Source organism: Variovorax paradoxus NBRC 15149, from assembly GCF_001591365.1.
In the GTDB taxonomy this organism is placed as follows: domain Bacteria; phylum Pseudomonadota; class Gammaproteobacteria; order Burkholderiales; family Burkholderiaceae_C; genus Variovorax; species Variovorax paradoxus.
On sequence record NZ_BCUT01000008.1, the window covers coordinates 148,039 to 164,328 of the forward strand.

The 16,290-nt window shown below is 70.2% G+C and carries 17 protein-coding genes; 5 read left to right on the top strand and 12 right to left on the bottom strand.

Annotated features, from left to right (window positions below):
• The first annotated feature begins 7 nt into the window (after positions 1–7).
• From VPA02S_RS29665 to VPA02S_RS29680, 4 genes are read left to right on the top strand one after another with little or no spacing between them, the layout of a single operon-like run.
• Positions 8–796 (top strand): class I SAM-dependent methyltransferase, encoded by a 789-nt coding sequence (locus VPA02S_RS29665; protein ID WP_062367056.1) that lies wholly within the window; start codon positions 8–10, stop codon positions 794–796.
• 2 nt (positions 797–798) lie between these two features.
• Positions 799–1,830: a chorismate transformation FkbO/Hyg5 family protein gene (locus VPA02S_RS29670; RefSeq protein WP_062367058.1), complete on the top strand. Its 1,032-nt coding sequence runs from the start codon at positions 799–801 to the stop codon at positions 1,828–1,830.
• A gap of 30 nt (positions 1,831–1,860) precedes the next feature.
• Positions 1,861–2,664: a lysophospholipid acyltransferase family protein gene (locus VPA02S_RS29675; RefSeq protein ID WP_244883806.1), complete on the top strand. Its 804-nt coding sequence runs from the start codon at positions 1,861–1,863 to the stop codon at positions 2,662–2,664.
• On the top strand, positions 2,631–3,407 hold the full coding sequence (locus VPA02S_RS29680) for a glycosyltransferase family 2 protein (RefSeq protein ID WP_062367059.1): 777 nt from the start codon (positions 2,631–2,633) through the stop codon (positions 3,405–3,407). The genes VPA02S_RS29675 and VPA02S_RS29680 overlap by 34 nt, the downstream gene beginning before the upstream one ends.
• A gap of 464 nt (positions 3,408–3,871) precedes the next feature.
• Here the strand turns inward: VPA02S_RS29680 and fabG are convergent, their stop codons facing one another.
• From fabG to VPA02S_RS29730, 10 genes are read right to left on the bottom strand one after another with little or no spacing between them, the layout of a single operon-like run.
• Positions 3,872–4,603 (bottom strand): 3-oxoacyl-ACP reductase FabG, encoded by a 732-nt coding sequence (gene fabG / locus VPA02S_RS29685; RefSeq protein WP_062367061.1) that lies wholly within the window; start codon positions 4,601–4,603, stop codon positions 3,872–3,874.
• On the bottom strand, positions 4,600–5,073 hold the full coding sequence (locus VPA02S_RS29690) for a hotdog family protein (protein WP_062367063.1): 474 nt from the start codon (positions 5,071–5,073) through the stop codon (positions 4,600–4,602). Before VPA02S_RS29690 ends, fabG begins: the two co-directional genes overlap by 4 nt.
• Positions 5,070–5,852 (bottom strand): class I SAM-dependent methyltransferase, encoded by a 783-nt coding sequence (locus VPA02S_RS29695; RefSeq protein ID WP_012747783.1) that lies wholly within the window; start codon positions 5,850–5,852, stop codon positions 5,070–5,072. Before VPA02S_RS29695 ends, VPA02S_RS29690 begins: the two co-directional genes overlap by 4 nt.
• Positions 5,849–6,691, bottom strand: a complete 843-nt coding sequence (locus VPA02S_RS29700; RefSeq protein WP_012747782.1) for a polysaccharide deacetylase family protein — start codon at positions 6,689–6,691, stop codon at positions 5,849–5,851. The genes VPA02S_RS29695 and VPA02S_RS29700 overlap by 4 nt, the downstream gene beginning before the upstream one ends.
• Entirely contained in the window at positions 6,691–9,099 is a 2,409-nt protein-coding gene (locus VPA02S_RS29705) for an MMPL family transporter (protein WP_062367066.1), read from the bottom strand. The genes VPA02S_RS29700 and VPA02S_RS29705 overlap by 1 nt, the downstream gene beginning before the upstream one ends.
• Positions 9,096–9,710, bottom strand: coding sequence for a LolA-related protein (locus VPA02S_RS29710; RefSeq protein ID WP_012747780.1), 615 nt, complete (start codon positions 9,708–9,710; stop codon positions 9,096–9,098). Before VPA02S_RS29710 ends, VPA02S_RS29705 begins: the two co-directional genes overlap by 4 nt.
• Positions 9,682–10,680, bottom strand: a complete 999-nt coding sequence (locus VPA02S_RS29715) for a lysophospholipid acyltransferase family protein (protein ID WP_012747779.1) — start codon at positions 10,678–10,680, stop codon at positions 9,682–9,684. Before VPA02S_RS29715 ends, VPA02S_RS29710 begins: the two co-directional genes overlap by 29 nt.
• Entirely contained in the window at positions 10,680–12,389 is a 1,710-nt protein-coding gene (locus VPA02S_RS29720) for an ApeI family dehydratase (protein WP_062367068.1), read from the bottom strand. The genes VPA02S_RS29715 and VPA02S_RS29720 overlap by 1 nt, the downstream gene beginning before the upstream one ends.
• A 17-nt stretch (positions 12,390–12,406) precedes the next feature.
• Positions 12,407–13,051 (bottom strand): COG4648 family protein, encoded by a 645-nt coding sequence (locus VPA02S_RS29725; protein ID WP_012747777.1) that lies wholly within the window; start codon positions 13,049–13,051, stop codon positions 12,407–12,409.
• Between the two features lie 3 nt (positions 13,052–13,054).
• The gene (locus tag VPA02S_RS29730) at positions 13,055–13,366 is read right to left on the bottom strand and encodes a phosphopantetheine-binding protein (protein WP_012747776.1); all 312 of its coding nucleotides are present in this window, start codon (positions 13,364–13,366) and stop codon (positions 13,055–13,057) included.
• A 101-nt stretch (positions 13,367–13,467) separates the two neighbouring features.
• Between VPA02S_RS29730 and VPA02S_RS29735 the strand changes: the two genes are divergently transcribed.
• A complete protein-coding gene (locus VPA02S_RS29735; protein ID WP_062367070.1) occupies positions 13,468–14,982 on the top strand; it encodes a helicase HerA-like domain-containing protein in 1,515 nt (504 codons plus the stop codon).
• Between the two features lie 19 nt (positions 14,983–15,001).
• Here the strand turns inward: VPA02S_RS29735 and VPA02S_RS29740 are convergent, their stop codons facing one another.
• Both VPA02S_RS29740 and VPA02S_RS29745 read right to left on the bottom strand, forming a co-directional pair.
• Positions 15,002–15,643 (bottom strand): NrsF family protein, encoded by a 642-nt coding sequence (locus tag VPA02S_RS29740; protein WP_062367072.1) that lies wholly within the window; start codon positions 15,641–15,643, stop codon positions 15,002–15,004.
• Positions 15,640–16,221, bottom strand: coding sequence for a sigma-70 family RNA polymerase sigma factor (locus VPA02S_RS29745; protein WP_230537828.1), 582 nt, complete (start codon positions 16,219–16,221; stop codon positions 15,640–15,642). Before VPA02S_RS29745 ends, VPA02S_RS29740 begins: the two co-directional genes overlap by 4 nt.
• Between the last annotated feature and the right edge of the window lie 69 nt (positions 16,222–16,290).

Genomic DNA, 16,290 nt, shown 5'->3' on the forward strand with positions numbered 1-16,290 from the left:
TCCTTCGATGACGCCATCGCCTTCCGTCGGGCCCGGGAATCCGACCATCCTGCCGCCGCACACCCCATTGCCGCTGTACTACAGGAACGAGGCGGAGCACCAGGCGTTCCTGCGGCGCATCTTCGACAGCACCGCCGCCGACTACGACCGCATCGAAAGCGTGCTGGCCTTCGGCACCGGCCCGTCGTACCGCCGCGCTGCCCTCTCGCAGGCCGGGCTCGCTGCGGGCGCGCAGGTGCTCGACGTCGGCATCGGCACCGGGCTGGTCGCCCGCGAGGCGCTCAGGATCATCGGCCCGGGGGGCCGGCTCGTGGGCGTCGATCCCAGCGAGGGCATGATGGAACAGGTCGACCTGCCCGGCGTCGAGCTGGTCCAGGGCGTGGCGGAAGCGCTGCCGCGGCCGGATGCCAGCTGCGATTTCGTGAGCATGGGTTACGCCATGCGCCACATCAGCGACGTGGCGGCCGCCTTCGGCGAGTTCCACCGCGTGCTGCGCCCCGGCGGGCGCCTGGTGGTGCTCGAGATCACCAAGCCGAACGGCCGCATCGCCACCGCGCTGCTCAAGGCCTACATGCGCGCCGTGGTGCCGCTGATCGCGCGCGTGGTCGGCCGCCGCAGCAACACTTCCGAGTTGTGGCGCTATTACTGGGACACCATCGAGGCCTGCATTCCGCCCGAGCGCGTGCTCGAGGCACTGCGCGCCGCGGGCTTCACCGACGTGCGCCGCCACGCGAGCCTTGGCGTGTTCTCCGAATACATGGCGCGCAAACCAGAAAACACCGTCGAGGCCGGCTGACCGTGCAAGTCCAGGGCGAAAACACCTCCTCCTTGCGCGTCGAGCGCCTTTCGCTGCCCGCCAGCCTTGCGCTGGCCGCCAACGGCCGCGCGCCTTTTGCGGCGCTCGGCTATGGCACGCCGCATGAACTGGCATGGATGCCGACCGTCAATGCACGCGTTCTTTCCGAACAAGGCGCCATGGCGGACGTGTGGCACGTGAGCGGCGGGCAGGTTGCATCGAGCACCACCGGCATCGCCCGCTGGCGCAGCGACGGACACTGGCTGCTCGGCGCCATCGACCTCGACGAATCGGTCGAGAAGCAGGATCTTGCCGAGCTCTCGCACCGCGCCTACCGCGACCTGTTCAAGACCCTCGACCAGGCCGGCACGCCGCACCTGCTGCGCATCTGGAACTACCTGCCGCAGATCAATGCCGACGGCGGCGGGCTGGAGCGCTACCGCCAGTTCAACCTCGGGCGCCAGGAAGCGTTTTTCGAGGCCGGCCGCGCCGCCTTCGAGGGCGCGCCCGCGGCATGTGCGCTGGGCATCCACCAGGGTGCGCTGTCGATCCGCTTCCTGGCCGGCCAGACCGCGCCCGTGCCGGTCGAGAACCCGCGCCAGGTCTCGGCCTACCGTTACCCCGAAACCTACGGCCCGCGCTCGCCCACCTTCTCGCGCGCCGCGCTGGCCGAGATCGGCAATGGCGAGGTGGCGCTTTTCATATCGGGCACCGCGAGCATCGTGGGCCATGAAACCGTGCACCATGGCGACGTGCTGGAGCAGACGCGCGAAACGCTGCGCAACCTCGAAGCCGTGATCGCGGCCGCCAACGGCCAGGCCACGGCCAGCTTCGCGCTCTCCATGCTCGACTGCGTGGTCTACGTGCGGCATCCGGGGGATACCGACAAGGTGCGCGGTGTGCTCGAGAGCGCGCTCGGCGCCGACGCGCCGATGATCCGCCACGCGGTCTACCTGGAAGCGGACATCTGCCGCAGCGACCTGCTGGTCGAGATCGAAGCCCACGCCGTCGCACCGGGTCGCCTGCGGGCCTGACCCGGCGCGATCGATCGAACCGGCGACCCCATGTCGATGACCCGCGTGCTGCGCATTCTCACGGCCATTCCGCTTGCGTTGATGCTCTACGCGCTGCTGCTGTTCCTGGGGCTGATTTCGCTGGCCTGGAACCTCGTCGCGATGCTGCTCTACCCGGTGATGCCCGAGGCGCCCGCGCGCGCGCTGGGCCGCCTGACCATCGCCTTCGCCTACCGCATGTTCTGGGGCCTGGCCTCGGTGACCGGGATGATGCGCATCGACGCCAGCTGCCTCGACCCGATGCGCAACGAGCCGGGCGTGATCTTCGTGGCCAACCACCCGACCATGCTCGACGCGCTGCTGCTGGTGGCGCGGCTGCCGCGCAGCGCCTGCATCATGAAGGCCGACCTGCTGCGCAACATCTTCCTGGGCGCGGGCGCACGGCTGGCGCGCTACATCAGCAACGAGTCGGCCCGCACCATGGTGCGCCTGGCCGTGGCCGACCTGCGCAATGGCGGCCAGCTGGTGATCTTTCCGGAAGGCACGCGCACCGTGACGCCGCCGCTCAATCCCTTCGGCCCCGGCGTGACGCTGATCGCCAAGCTCGCGCAGGCCCCGATCCAGACCGTGTTCATCGAGACCGACTCGCCCTACCTCAGCAAGGGCTGGCCGCTGTGGCGCGTGCCGCCGCTGCCCATCGTCTTCAGGCTCCGGCTGGGCCAGCGCTTCGCGCCCATGCAGGACAGCCACGTGCTGCAATCGGAGCTGGAACAATACTTTCGCCAACACATGGAACAGCGCGCAACCGACGCGTCCCCCGCATGCCAGACGCCTCGCGCACACACCTTGTCCTGATCCCCAGCTACAACACGGGCGAACGCCTGTTCTCCACGGTCGAAGCGGCACGCGCGCAGTGGAGCCCGGTCTGGGTGGTGGTGGACGGCAGCACCGACGGCACCGGCGAGCGCCTGCAGCAGATGGCTGCCGGCGACCCGGGCCTGCGGGTCTGGCTGCTGCCGCAGAACCAGGGCAAGGGCGCGGCCGTGCTGCATGGCCTGCGCGCGGCGCGCGAGGCCGGCTTCACGCATGCGCTGACCATGGATTCGGATGGCCAGCACCCGGCCGACCTGATTCCCGCCTTCATGAAGGCATCGCAGGCGCGGCCCGAGACCATGGTGCTGGGCCGTCCGGTGTTCGATGCCTCCGCCCCGCTGCTGCGCGTGCGCGGACGGCGCGTGTCCAATGGCTGGACCCAGCTCGAGACCCTGTTTGCCGGCGTCGGCGATTCGCTCTACGGATTCCGCGTGTACCCGGTGGCCGACCTGATCGCCGTGATGGCGCGGCAGCCCTGGATGCGGCGCTTCGACTTCGACACCGAGGCCGTCGTGCGGCTGGCCTGGCGCGGCGTCAAGCCCGTGAACATCGACGCGCCGGTGAAGTACCTGAGCGCCGAGGAAGGCGGGGTCTCGCACTTTCGCTACGGGCGCGACAACGTGCTGCTGACGTGGATGCACGCGCGGTTGATGGTCGAGTTCGTGGTGCGGCTGCCTGGGCTGGTTTTCCGCAAGCTGCGCGGGGTTCCACCGTTTCAGAAATAGCGTTTGCTCGTTATTGGGGAGTGCCCGGCAAGCGGTGCGGCGCGGTCGGCCCCACTATGCCGGCCGCTTCGCGGCTGCCCTGCGGTGCTCGCGTTTCGGCGGCACAGAGGGGCCGTCCACACCGCACCGCCTGCCGGGCAGTTGCCGTGACGTTGATGCCGCTGCCCTCACCCCAGCCCTCTCCCGGAGGGAGAGGGAGCAAGACGCAAATGCGGCCTCGAAGTGAGGAGAACCAACGGCGGTGCTTCCCGGCGATGGGGGTTGAGCCGCTGGGTGGCCGTCGAGGCACCGCCGAGCAGCGCAGCGACAGGCGGATCAGGGCTCGCAGCTGTCTGAGCGAAACGCAGTGGAGCGAGTTCTGCGAGACCCCGCCTGACGCGAGCAGCGCAGGGAAGCCGCGGAGCGGCCGGTGACGTCGGTCGCCCAGCGGCTCAACCCCCATCGCCGCGCCCCGGCAGTCAAACTCAGATCATTCCGCCATTGATCGAAATTACCTGCCCGGTGATGTAGGCCGCTTCGTCGCTGGCGAGGAATGAAGCCAGCGCCGCCACTTCCTGCGGCGTTCCGGCGCGCTTCATCGGCACCATCTGGTTGACCATGGCGGGGTCGAAGGCGGCATCGGCCATGGGCGAGGCGATGATGCCGGGCGCAATGGCGTTGACCGTGACGCCGCGCGAGGCCACTTCGAGTGACAGCGCCTTGGTCGCGCTGTTGAGCGCACCCTTGGCGGCGGCGTAGTTGACCTGCCCGCGGTTGCCGGTCAGCGCCGAGACCGACGAGATATTGAGCACGCGGCCCCAGCGCGTGCGCATCATCGGCAGCAGCAAGGGCTGCGTCACGCGGAAGAATCCGTTGAGCGAGACGTCGATGACCTTGTGCCACTGGTCGGCGCGCATGCCGGGCAGCACGGCGTCGTCGTGCACGCCCGCGTTGTTGACCACGATCTGGACCGGCCCGCCTTCGAGCATGCGCTCGCAGGCCACGCGGCAGGCCTCGTCGCTGCGCAGGTCGAACACGTGGCACTCGGCCTTGCCGCCCGCGGCCGCGATGGTGGCTGCCAATTGCTCCACCGCTTCGGGCCGCGAGTTGGCGTGCAGCAGCACCGTGGCACCGTCGCGCGCGAGGCGCTCGGCCATGGCAGCGCCCAGGGCACCGCTGGCGCCGGTGATGAGTGCGCGTTTTCCTTCGAGCGTCATGGTGCGTGGGCTCCGGTTGCCAGCGGCGTGTTCAGCACCACCACCGCGCGGCCTTCGGCCAGCACGCGGGCGCCGCTGTCGCTCACCGCGAATTCGTAGAGGATCTGGTGGGTGTCGCCCGACAGGCGCCGCGCCTGCACCTGCAGCGCACCGTCGATGTCGTCGAGCCGCGCCACCGACAGGCGCACGCTGCGCGCACTCGCCAGGAATCCGGCCGACGGCGAGCTTCCCTCGGCAGCCAGCAAACCGCCGTGCAGCGCCATCGCTTGCGCCGCGTATTCAATGGCATTGGGTACAAGCAGGCCGCCCGTCGTTCGCAAGGGATTGTCGGGCTGCGCATGCGTGCGGGTGCTGCAGTGGATGGACTCGGCGTCCCAGCGTTCGAGCCGGTCGAGCAGGCACATGCTGCCGCTGTGCGGAATGCGCTTGGCAATGCCGGCGCGGTCGAGCGTCTGCGGCGCCGTGGTCACGCCCGATGCTCCAGGTCGGCCACCAGCAGCACGTTGGCAAAGGGCGTTCCCTTGCTCATCGGAATGCTCTGGACGCGAAAGTCCAGCCGCTGCAGCGCCGCCACCCAGTCGGACAGTGGACGGCCCCAGGTGGGCGACACCTTGTGGCCGCGGACGCGCGTCACGGTGCGGTCGACCCACTGGCTGATGGCAAAGCCGCGCTTGCTCGATGCATCGCCCACGCGCAGCAGCAGCCGGGCGTTCGCACTGCCGCCGCGCCGAAGCGCGTCGTGCACCCGCCGCAGGACGCCGTCCTGCGCGTCGATGCCCACGTAGTGCAGCACGTCGAGGATCACGACCAGGTCGCATTCGGGCAGCGGCACCGAGCACATGTCGGCGCAGACCAGCCGCGGCGCCGGCTGCAGGTGCCCGATGGAAGCCTCGGCGCGCGCCACGTCCTTGGGCATCAGCTCGATGCCGGTGTAGTCGGCGGCCGGCGGCGTGGGCTTCCACGACGAGGGCCAGCGGCCGTGCGCCTGCATGCGGCTCATCGACGCGAGCAGGCTCGCGAAGAGCCCCTGCCCGCAGCCGATGTCGACCACGCGCCGGTGAGCTGCATCGATCAGCCCGCGTTCGAGCAGCCCGCGGAACACCGGATCGCGCCCCAGCTTGCCGCGCGCGAAATGCCAGGCGAAGCTGCCGCCCTTCTTGTAGGGAACGGTGGCGGCCTCATGCAGCTCGCGCCAGGCGGCATCGGTGGAAGAAGACGACGACGAAGAAGAAGGCAGCACCGCGCTCATGGTTCAAGGCCTTCCGGCAGGGTGACGGCGTGCAGGCGCTCGGCGCGCAGGCGTTCGAAAAGCAAGGGCAGTACCTCCAGCAATACAGGGTTTCCCAAAGGGGTGCGCGCGGCGTTGCCGTCGTGCAGGAGCAGGATGTCGCGCGCCTGCAGCTTGCGGTCCAGGCGCGCCATGACCTTGGCGGGATCGCCTTCGCGCGTGTCGAAGCCGCGGCGCGTCCAGCTCACGAGCGACAGGCCGAGCCGGTGCAGCACCGGCTCGAGGAACGGATTGCGCAGGCCCGCCGGCGCGCGGAAGCAGGTCGGGCGCTGGCCGGTGGTGTCGGCCAGGATGTCCTGCGCGCGCGCGATCTCGCTCGCAAAGCCGCGCGGCCCGAGGAACGAAAAATTGTGCCGGTGCCGCGCGGTGTGGTTCTGGATGCTGTGGCCCCGCGCCACGATCTCGCGCGCCAGCGCCGGGTGGGCCAGCACGCGCTCGGCAATGCAGAAGAAGGTGGCGCGCTGGCCGTGCGCGTCGAGCAGGTCGAGCACGCGGGGCGTGACCTCGGGGTCGGGCCCGTCGTCGATGGTGATGGCCACCTGGCGCCGGGCAGCGGCCGCCGCGGGCAGGCGCGTGACATTGGGGCCCAGCAGGCTGCTGCGCGGCGTGAGTCCCGCGCCGGTGATCAGCGCATGGTTCAGCACGATGGCGCCAATGGCCCAGGGCATGGCGCCCGGCACCAGCGCGCCGGCGCCGATGGCCGCCACGTGCCAGGCCGCGCTGGCGCGAATGGCAAGCGGCCAGGGCCAGGATTCGGACGGAGCGGCAGAGGCGGACGGCATGGCGCGGGATTTTCCCATCAGCCGCGCGCGGCGGGCGGCGTGGGCGCCACGCGGCGCGCGAACGCGGCCGACAGCAGCAGCGCCAGCAAGGCGCCCGGCGCCACCACGCGGCCGATCGACGACAGCGCCGGAATGTCCGAGATCGCGATCAGCCCGAAAGACACCACCGTGGTGAGGTTGGCCAGCATCAGCGACGCCAGCGTGTCCTCGTCGGCCCGCCCGGCCACGCGCAGCTGGTCGAAGAACAACGCGTAGTTGGAGCCCACCGCCACGATCAGCAGCAGCCCCACCAGGTGCAGGATGCCCAGCGGCACCTGGAGCACGGCCATGCCGCCCAGCGTGAGCACCACCGCGAACAGCAGCGGCTGGCACACCGCGAGCAGCCGCCGGCCCGAGCGCAGGTAGATGCCGAGCAGCACCACCACCGCCAGCGCGCCGAGCAGCACCTGCACGAAGGCCTCGTGCAGGTAGCGCTGATAGAGCCCCGCGAGTTCGCGGCCCACGTCGACCACCTGCACCTCGGGCACGCCCGCCAGCGCCGCTTCGAGCCGGCGCGCGTCGAACTTTGCCCCGGGGTGCAGCACCACCAGCGTCGACCAGCCGCCGCCCGGGCGCTGGTACATGAGCGTGTTGACGACCGAGCCGAGCGGCCCGCCCGCCAGGTCGGCGCGCCGCACGGGCGCGAGCTTGCGCGCGGCTTCGACATCAGCCAGGAAAGGGCCGAGGCGCGAGGCCGGCAGCGGCGAGCCTTGGGTGGCTTCGGCCAGCCGGCTGCGCAGCGTCTCGCCGTCGGGCAGGCTCGCGAGCCGGGCCGACTGCGTCGCGATGCTCGGCAGCACGCGCGTCACGGCCTCGAAGCCGCCGAGCTCGCCCTTGTCGACCAGGGCTTCGAGCCGCGCGGTGGCGGCTTCGGTGTTGCGCAGTGCGGTTTCTTCATCGGCGCCGTAGACCACGACCAGCGTGCCGCCGTCGCCGGTGCCGATGTCGGCGCGCAGCATCTCGTCGAGCTGCTGGGCCGACTTGGGCACCGGGCTCATGGCGCCGAGGTCGGCGCGCCACAGATGGCCGCCCTGCCAGATGACCAGCACCAGCGCAGCCACGCCGAGCCCCGCCAGCACCCAGCGCAGGTGCGGCAGGCCGCGCACGAGCACGCCGGCCGCACGCGCCATGTAGCGGCGCATGCCCATGCCGGTGGCGCCATCGGGCGCGAGCATCGGCAGTGCGTAGCGCGTGGCCAGTGCCGCGGCCACGAGCCCTGCGATGGAGAACACGCCCAGCTGCGCCAGGCCCGGGAATCCCGAGAACACCAGCGCCGCGAAGCCGCACACCGAGGTCAGCAGACCGAGCCGCACGGTGGGCCAATGCATATCGCGCCAGCGCGCCCAGCCGGTGCCGGCCACGGCCGCGCCGCGCGCCTGGATCAGGTAGTAGATGGCGTAGTCGACGGTCTCTCCGATCAGCGTGCTGCCAAAGCCCAGCGTCATGCCGTGCACCGAGCCGAACACCACGCTGACGGCCGCGGTCCCCACCACCACGCCGGTGGCCACGGGCAGGAACGCGATGACCAGCGCGCGCGGCGACGCGAAGGCCAGCAGCAGCAGGCCGCCCATCACGATGCCGCCCACGATCGCGAGGTGGATCGCTTCGGTCTTGATCTTGTCGCGGCTCAGCACCGAGAACACGGGCGGGCCGCTCAGCAGCAGCTTCGGCCGAGCGGCCTCTTCCATGCCGCGCGTGGCGGCATCGAAGGCCGCGTGCACGCTTGCAATGGTTTGCGCCTGGGCGTCGAGATCGCTGCCCGCCGCACGCGTGGTGGCGATCATGAGCGCGCGCGGCGCGCTGCGCGACATCCAGACGCCGTCTTCGCTGCGCGGTGCACTGGCCGGCGTCAGCTCGACGGCAATGCGCTGGGTCTCGCCGGTGGGATCGCGGTCGAGCAAGGGCTTGATCGCGTTGCCGGCCGGCGTGCCGAGCATCGACAGCGTTTCGTAGATCGCGTCGCGCAGGCCTTCGGCGGTGAAATGCTCGGGCCGGACGCCCGGCGAAAGCTGGTAGCGGTGCGCGAAGACCCAGGTGCCGGCCTCGCTCCAGTCGCCGGTGTCGCCGTTCTGGATCAGGTCGAAGAGCCGGCTCTCGCGCATGGACTTGGCCACGGCGCGCGATACGGCCGCGCGCTGCTCGGCACTCGCGCCGCCCTCGATGCCGAGCATCAGCGTGCGCGAGGCCACGCCGCTTTGCAGCTGCTCGATGAGCACCTGCTGCCGCGCGTCGGGGCTCTTGGGCAGGAAGGCGGAAAGGTCGGCGCTGAACTGCGTGCGCGCGATCTGCAGCGCGCCGCTGAGCAGCACCAGCGCCCAGACCAGCAGCACCAGCGCCCGGCGCTGCCAGCCCGGCGGGCCGCGCTCCCCGGTCTCGCGCGCCTTCACGGCGTGGTGCGTCCAGCGGCGCCCGGGCGCTCGGGCGTGATGCTCATCACCGAGCGGTCGCCGCCGACGAACTCCATTTCGAGGCCCAGCACCTCGCCGGCACGGCCGCTGATGCGGATGCTGCGCACCTGCGCCGCGAGCCGGCTGTCGGCCGGCAGGAGGTCGAGCGTCCAGTTGGCGGCCGAACCGCTCACCGTGCTGCGGAAATAGCGCTGCAGCGTGGCGCCATCGCCGGTCAGCGTGCCGCGCATGGCTTCGACCAGGCCGAGCAGCTCGGGCATGCTGTCGAGCGTCAGCGTGCGGTTGCGGCCGCCGCGCGACAGCGTCAGCGTGTTGCCTTCGACCGCCATGGTTTCCACGCGCGGCGACAAGGTGCGCCGCACCAGCTTGTCGGGCGCATCGAAGCTCAGCGTGCCGCGCGCATCGAGCGGGCCTTCGAGGCCGTGCACGAAACGCTGCTCGGTGAAGCGGGCCTCGCCGCTCTTCTGCTTGGCAAGCAGCACCATCAGGTCGGGCAGGTCGAAGGCCCACGCCGGCGCGGCGCAGAAGGCCAGTGCCAGCAGCAGGCTCCTGCAAAGCCAGTCAAACCGAATCTTCGAGCCAGAAATCATGAAAGTTGAACCAGTTGTAGGGATAGGCGCGGCACAGGGCATCCAGGCGCGCCACGTAGGCTTCGACCGCCGCGCGGATGCGGCGTTCCCGCTCGGCGGGGTCGGGCGCCCGCTCGCTGAAGTCGGCCAGCAGGTCGAACCGGACATCGTAGCGCGCCCCGCCGCCGTAGAGGCCGGCCATGAAGAACACCTTGCGCCGCAGCAGCGCGGCCAGGCGAAACGGGCCGTCGTCGAAGCTGGCCGGATGGCCGAGGAACGGCAGCACGATGTTGTTGCCGCGCTGCTGCGCGGGCTGGTTCTCGCTGCCCGGCAGGGTGCGGTCGACCAGCATGCCGCCCAGGCCGCCGCCGTCGAGCCAGTCGCGCAGCGCGAGCATCGAATGCGGGCGGCCCAGCGCAATCACGTGCGGCCGCAGCCCGGGCAGGCTGATGGCGTTGAGGATGGCCGTGATGCGCTGCGCGTTGTCGGGATACATCAGCATCGCCAGCCGCAGCTCGTGCTTGTGCAGGCTGTTGTGCTTGCAGGCGCCCATGGCCTCGAAGCTGCCGACGTGCGCGCCGAGCAGGAAGGCGCCGCGCCCCTTCAGCGCCTCGGCTTCGAGCGCCTGGTTGCCCTCGACCCTCACGTCGAACAGGTCCATGCGCCCGCGCAGGAAGTACACGCGGTCGAGCACCGTCGAGGCAAAGGCATGCAGCAGGCGGTAGCCGTCGAGCCAGCCGGCGTGCGGGCCGATGGCCCTGAACAGGTAGCGCTTGATGTGGCGCCGCGGCGCGGGTGCGAACAGCAGGAAGTACAGGCTGATCGGCGGCAGCAGCAGGCGCGTGATGCGGCGCCCGCACACCAGTGCCATCAGGCAGATGAAGCGCAGCGCCAGCATGTTGCTGCGCTCGGGGGTGTGCGCCCAGTCGCCGCGCTGGCCTGCCTGCGCCGCGTCTTTCACGGCGCGCGTCTCGGCGTCGGTGTGATCCATCACGCAGACTCTGGCACGGCGGCCCAGCGGCCGGTGACAGCCAGCACGCCGTCGCAGCGCACGTCGAAGCGCACGCCGCGCGCGGCGCCGGACTCGGGCTGCAGCTCGATGGAGAGCATGCTGCCCGGCCGCACGGGCGCCAGGAACTTGGCGGCCGCGAGCGTGGGATGGGCACCCAGCCGGGCGGCCAGCGCGGGCACGCGCTGCACGGCTTCCAGGACCTCGGCCAATATCAGCGCACCGGGCAGCAGCGGCTGGCCGGGGAAGTGGCCCGCGAATGCCGGATGGTCGACCGGCACCGCATGGGCCAGCTGCACCGGCGTGTCGTCTTCTGCCAGCTGCGCGAGCGCGAATTCGCGCAGCGCGCGCGCCGTGAGCTTGCCGGTGCCTTCGCGCGGAAAGGCCTTCACCTGCACCACGCGGCGCGGCACGAACACCGGCTCCAGCCGCTGGCGAAGCGCGGCAATGATCTGGCCGGCCGAGAGCGTGGGCGCGACCACGAAGGCCACCGGACGCACCACGCCGTCGGCCACTTCGTCGGGCAGCCAGAACGCGCCGTCCTCGACGCCCGCGATGCTGTTGAGGTGGTAGTTCAAGTGCGCGAGCGAGCTGCGCCGGCCCGCGACATGGATCAGGTCGTTGGCGCGGCCCAACAGCCGGAAGCGCCGTGCGTCGAGCAGCTCGAGCACGTCGGCCATCGGCGTGGGCTCGGGCAGGAAGTCGCCGCTGAAGATAAAGCGCTCGGCCCTGTCGCCCTCCCCTGGCTGGGCGTGCACGCGGATATCTCCGAAGGTCTCCCAGACTTCGCTCTGCGTGGTGCGGCGGGTGGCGACCTGGCCGGACTCGGTGCTGCCGTAGATCTCGATCAGCACGCCGCCGAGCGCCTGCTCGGCCTGGGCCGCGAGCTGCGGCGAGAGCGGCGCGGTGGCGGAAAGCACCAGGTCGACCGGCGGCAGCTCGATGCCCGAGAGCAGCAGCGTCTTCAGGTGGAAAGGCGTGGTGACCAGTGCGCGGGGGCGTGGCACCGAAGCCAGCGTCTTGGCCACGTCGGCTGGAAAGAACGGCCGTCCGCTGTCGAACGCGGCGCCGCCGAGCATGGCCAGCAGCGCCGATGATTCCAGCCCGTAGCTGTGCTGCACGGGCACGGTCGCCACCAGCGTCAGGCCGGCCAGCGACGGCAGGCCGAGCAGGCTGGAGAGCCGCTCCACCGCTACCGCGACATCGCCGACCAGCGTGTCCCAGCGCTTGGCATGCGGCTGCGGTGCGCCGGTGGAGCCGGAGGTCAGCAGGCTCACCGCGTGCATGGCGCCGTCGATGGCCGGAAGCTCGAGGCCCGCATCGCCTTCGGAGCCGCCGCGGTATTCGACCAGCAGGCGCGGCATGCCGGGCGTGGCGAGCGCGGCGTCATCGGTCAGCGCGAAAAGATTCGAGCCGCCGGATTCGAGCAGGCGCGCGAGCGTGTCGGGCCGCGCGTCGGGCGGCAGCAGGCTCGCATGGCCGCGCACCAGCGCAGCGGCCAGGCCGACCGCAAACGCATAGCGGTCGACACAGAGATTGACGGCCCGGCCCTCGGCCGGCAGCAGCGGCGCGAAGCGGGCCACGTCGGCCAGGAACTGGCGCGTGCTCACCGGCACGCCGGCGCGCCAGGCCAGCGGTGCATCGAGGTCCCGGTTGGCGATCAGCGGCAGCAGGCGGGTATCGGCGCTCACGCAGTGGGCCCCTTGCTTCAACGGCTGCCGCTGCCGTGGTCGACGGGCGAAGCGCCCTGGAAGGCGCGCACTGCATCGATGAGCCGCGTGCGCTCGAATTCGGGGTGCAGCCGGTAGCGCACCAGGTGCTCGCCCACGAAAAGAAGCGTGACCGACAGCGGCGTCAGCACGTTCGCGAGCAATGACCAGGCCGAGAACGGCAGCGTCAAATACACCACGATCGACGACACCACCACCAGCGCGAAGTACGCGGTCCAGATGCGCGTGAGCGTGGTCGTGTAGGCCAGCATCTGGCCCTTGAGCGGATGCACGCGCTGCGCGAACTGGGTGATCAGCGGCAGGCCGGGCCCGCGCAGCGAGGCGCCGAACCAGCCGCACAGGAGGCCGTTGATGGCGACATGCTGAAACACATAGAGCCGGTTGGTGTCGCCCGCCTCACCCAGGAACACGAGCGCAAAGCCCCCGATGCCCAGCAGCATGGCCGCGGCAAAACCCCAGCGGCCGAACTTGCTTGCGGCAAAACCCATGGCGGCCAGCCAGAGCGGACCGAGCAGCACCACCACGGCCCACGGCTCGGTGGGGTGGAACAGCATCATCCAGTGAGAGAGGCCGGCATAGGCCACCCCCACCAGCAGCAGGAGCGCCAGTCGCCATCGAGACATGGATCAGGAAGCGCTGCGATGCTGGGCGACGTGGGTCGCGAGCGTGCGCAGCGACTGGAAGATCTGCTGGTTGCGCTCGTCGTCCGAGCGCAGCTGGAAGCCATAGCGCCGGGACACCTCGAGCGCGACTTCGAGGATGTCGATGGAATCGAGGCCCAGGCCTTCGCCGTACAGCGGATCGGTGGGCACGATGTCTTCGGGTGCGACTTCGAGATTGAGCGCGTTCACCAGCAGGACGGCCAACTCTTTTTCAATCGGCGACTGTTCAGGTGAATCGCCGGCGGCGGGAATGGGGGGCTGAGCAGTCGATGACAAAAAAACCTCCTGAAACTTTTTCCGTAACTACCTCGGGGGCCGTGGATTATAGGAGGGCAGCTTGATTAGACTGCCCGCTTCGATACGACCCGGAGCCCTTCATGGCCGACCCCCTTCTGATCGCGCGCCACGACACCATTGAGTGCACCCTGCTGCCCAGCCTGGCCAACCGCCACGGCCTCATCACCGGCGCCACCGGCACCGGCAAGACGGTCACGCTGCAGACCATGGCCGAAAAGCTCTCGGGCATCGGCGTTCCCGTGTTCATGGCCGACGTCAAGGGCGACCTGACCGGCATGAGCCAGAAAGGCAGCATCGGCGAAAAAATGGCGGCCACGCTGAAGGAACGGGGCATCGATCTGCCCGAATCGCAGGCCTGCCCCGTCACCCTGTGGGACGTGTTCGGCGAACAGGGCCACCCGGTGCGCGCCACCGTCTCCGACATGGGGCCCCTGCTGCTGGGCCGCATGCTCGACGTGAACGAAACGCAGGCCGGCGTGCTGAACCTGGTGTTCAAGATCGCCGACGACAACGGCCTGCTGCTGCTCGACCTGAAGGACCTGCGCGCCATGCTGCAGTACGTGGGCGAGAACGCGAGCCAGTTCACCACCGAGTACGGCAACATCAGCGCCGCCAGCGTGGGCGCCATCCAGCGCGGCCTGCTGCAGATCGAGACCCAGGGCGGCGACAAGTTCTTCGGCGAGCCGATGCTCAACATCGCCGACTTCATGCAGACGGTGGGCGGCAAGGGCGTGGTCAACATCCTGGCGGCCGACAAGCTCATGAATTCGCCGCGGCTCTACGCCACCTTCCTGCTCTGGATGCTGTCCGAACTGTTCGAACAGCTGCCAGAGATCGGCGATCCCGACCAGCCCAAGCTCGCCTTCTTCTTCGACGAGGCCCACCTGCTGTTCAACGAGGCGCCCAAGGCGCTGGTCGAGCGCATCGAACTCGTGGTGCGGCTGGTGCGCTCCAAGGGCGTGGGGGTTTATTTCGTGACACAGAACCCGCTGGACATTCCGGATTCGGTGCTGGCCCAGCTGGGCAACCGCGTGCAGCATGCGCTGCGCGCCTTCACCCCGCGCGACCAGAAGGCCGTCAAGGCCACGGCCACCACCATGCGCCAGAAGCCGGGGCTGGACATCGAAACCGCGATCACCGAGCTCGCGGTGGGCGAGGCGCTGGTGAGTTTTCTCGATGCCAAGGGCCGCCCGAGCGTGACCGAGCGCGTGTTCGTGGTGCCACCCGGCAGCCAGATCGGCCCCATCACGGCCGCGCAGCGCCAGGCGGTCATTGCCAATTCGCTCGTCGCTGGCGTGTACGAGAAGACCGTGGACCGCGAATCAGCCTACGAAAAACTCAAGGGCCGGGCCGAAACCGCGCCCGATGCACCCGCGGCCAAGACGGCGGGCGCCGGCAAGGGTGCGGCCGAAGCGTCCGAAGGCAGCAGCATGCTGAACGACCTGCTCTTCGGCAGCACCGGCCCGCGCGGCGGCAAGCGCGATGGCCTGGTGCAGACCATGGCCAAGTCGGCGGTGCGGACCATGGGCACCTCGGTCGGCAAGGAAATCCTGCGCGGCGTGCTGGGCGGCATCTTCGGCGCCAAGAAGCGCTGAGCCAGCCGGGCCCCGCTGGCTACCAGCGCAGCAGGCGCGGCCCGAGCACGGCGCCCACCAGCACCGGCAGCCCGATGCCGCTCACGTACCAGACCGCGAGGAAAGGTGCCGTCAACTCCATGCAGTGCAGCGCATAGACCGCCGCACCCACCCCGCCGGCCAGCGCGCCGGCGGCCGCACCGGCCAGCGCAGGCCGCGTGGGCGCCAGCCCCTTCAAGGCCAGCAGCGCCGCCGCAAAGACCGGCAGCGCCATGAGCCCGATGCTGACCGCGCAAACGCGCCACGACTCGCCCATGAGCAAGGGCATGCGCTCTTCGGCCGGCGCGTTGAACCAGGCCAGCGCCGCCATCACCCACACGGCAAGCACCGGCGCCGCGATGCCGACCCAGGCGCGCCGCACCGGCACGCCCGGCCGCGCGAGGCGCTGCACCGCCACGAAGGCGGCCGCCGCAATGCACAGCGGAAACAGCACCTTGACCCAGAACATCGGCCAGAACATGGCTTGCACCAGGTCGCGGCGCAATCCGTATTCGGTGAACAGGATCGCGAACGACAGCGGCAGCCCGGCGAGCAGCGCAAGGGCCAGGCGGCGCCCTGCGGCGCGGCGCGGCGCGGGCAAGGCGCCGGTCGCCAGCATGGCCACGAGATCGTCGGTCTTCATGGCGCACGGCTCCTGAGCCTGGCGGCAAGCGCCTTGAGTCCGCGGTGGATGCCCACCTTCACGGCCGATTCGGACATGCCGGTGAGGCTCGCCGTCTCGGCCACCGAGAGGCCTTCCAGCTTCACGTGCACGATCGGCAGGCGCTGGCGGTCCGGCAGGGTCTGCAGCAGGCCGCCCAGGTCGCGCCGGGCATCGCTGGCCTCGATGGCCGATTCGGCGAACACCGCCAGGTCGTCGTCCAGCGGGTCATGCAGTGCTTCGCGCGCCGACTTGGCGCGCAGCAGGTCGATCATCTTGTAGCGCGCAATCGCATGCACCCAGGCCGTCAGCGGCTGGTCGCTCTGGTAGGTGTGGCGCTGGTTGTGCATGGCGAGCAGGCATTCCTGGACAAGGTCTTCCACTTCATCGGGCCAGCCGAACAGGCGCTTGCCCAGAAAGGCGCGCAGATGCGCGCTGAGTTTTTGCAGAAATTCGCGATAGGCGGCCGCGTCGCCGTCCAGGCCGCGCAGGAACAGGCTGCGCAGCGCGGCTTCGGCGTCGCTTGTTCGCGAACTGCTGTCCATTGTGTTTCGTGCCATCGGACCGGCTGGTTACAGCCCTTTCGGAAAAAGATCCCGCCGGATTGTGCCGTGCCCGGCGCAGACGCC

Coding starts and splice junctions, on each gene's coding strand:
- VPA02S_RS29665 (WP_062367056.1), top strand. CDS start 8: ATGACGCCATCGCCTTCCGTCGGGCCCGGGAATCCGACCATCCTGCCG.
- VPA02S_RS29675 (WP_244883806.1), top strand. CDS start 1,861: ATGTCGATGACCCGCGTGCTGCGCATTCTCACGGCCATTCCGCTTGCG.
- VPA02S_RS29680 (WP_062367059.1), top strand. CDS start 2,631: ATGCCAGACGCCTCGCGCACACACCTTGTCCTGATCCCCAGCTACAAC.
- fabG (WP_062367061.1), bottom strand. CDS start 4,603: ATGACGCTCGAAGGAAAACGCGCACTCATCACCGGCGCCAGCGGTGCC.
- VPA02S_RS29695 (WP_012747783.1), bottom strand. CDS start 5,852: ATGAGCGCGGTGCTGCCTTCTTCTTCGTCGTCGTCTTCTTCCACCGAT.
- VPA02S_RS29700 (WP_012747782.1), bottom strand. CDS start 6,691: ATGGGAAAATCCCGCGCCATGCCGTCCGCCTCTGCCGCTCCGTCCGAA.
- VPA02S_RS29710 (WP_012747780.1), bottom strand. CDS start 9,710: ATGATTTCTGGCTCGAAGATTCGGTTTGACTGGCTTTGCAGGAGCCTG.
- VPA02S_RS29715 (WP_012747779.1), bottom strand. CDS start 10,680: ATGGATCACACCGACGCCGAGACGCGCGCCGTGAAAGACGCGGCGCAG.
- VPA02S_RS29725 (WP_012747777.1), bottom strand. CDS start 13,051: ATGTCTCGATGGCGACTGGCGCTCCTGCTGCTGGTGGGGGTGGCCTAT.
- VPA02S_RS29735 (WP_062367070.1), top strand. CDS start 13,468: ATGGCCGACCCCCTTCTGATCGCGCGCCACGACACCATTGAGTGCACC.
- VPA02S_RS29740 (WP_062367072.1), bottom strand. CDS start 15,643: ATGAAGACCGACGATCTCGTGGCCATGCTGGCGACCGGCGCCTTGCCC.
- VPA02S_RS29745 (WP_230537828.1), bottom strand. CDS start 16,221: ATGGCACGAAACACAATGGACAGCAGTTCGCGAACAAGCGACGCCGAA.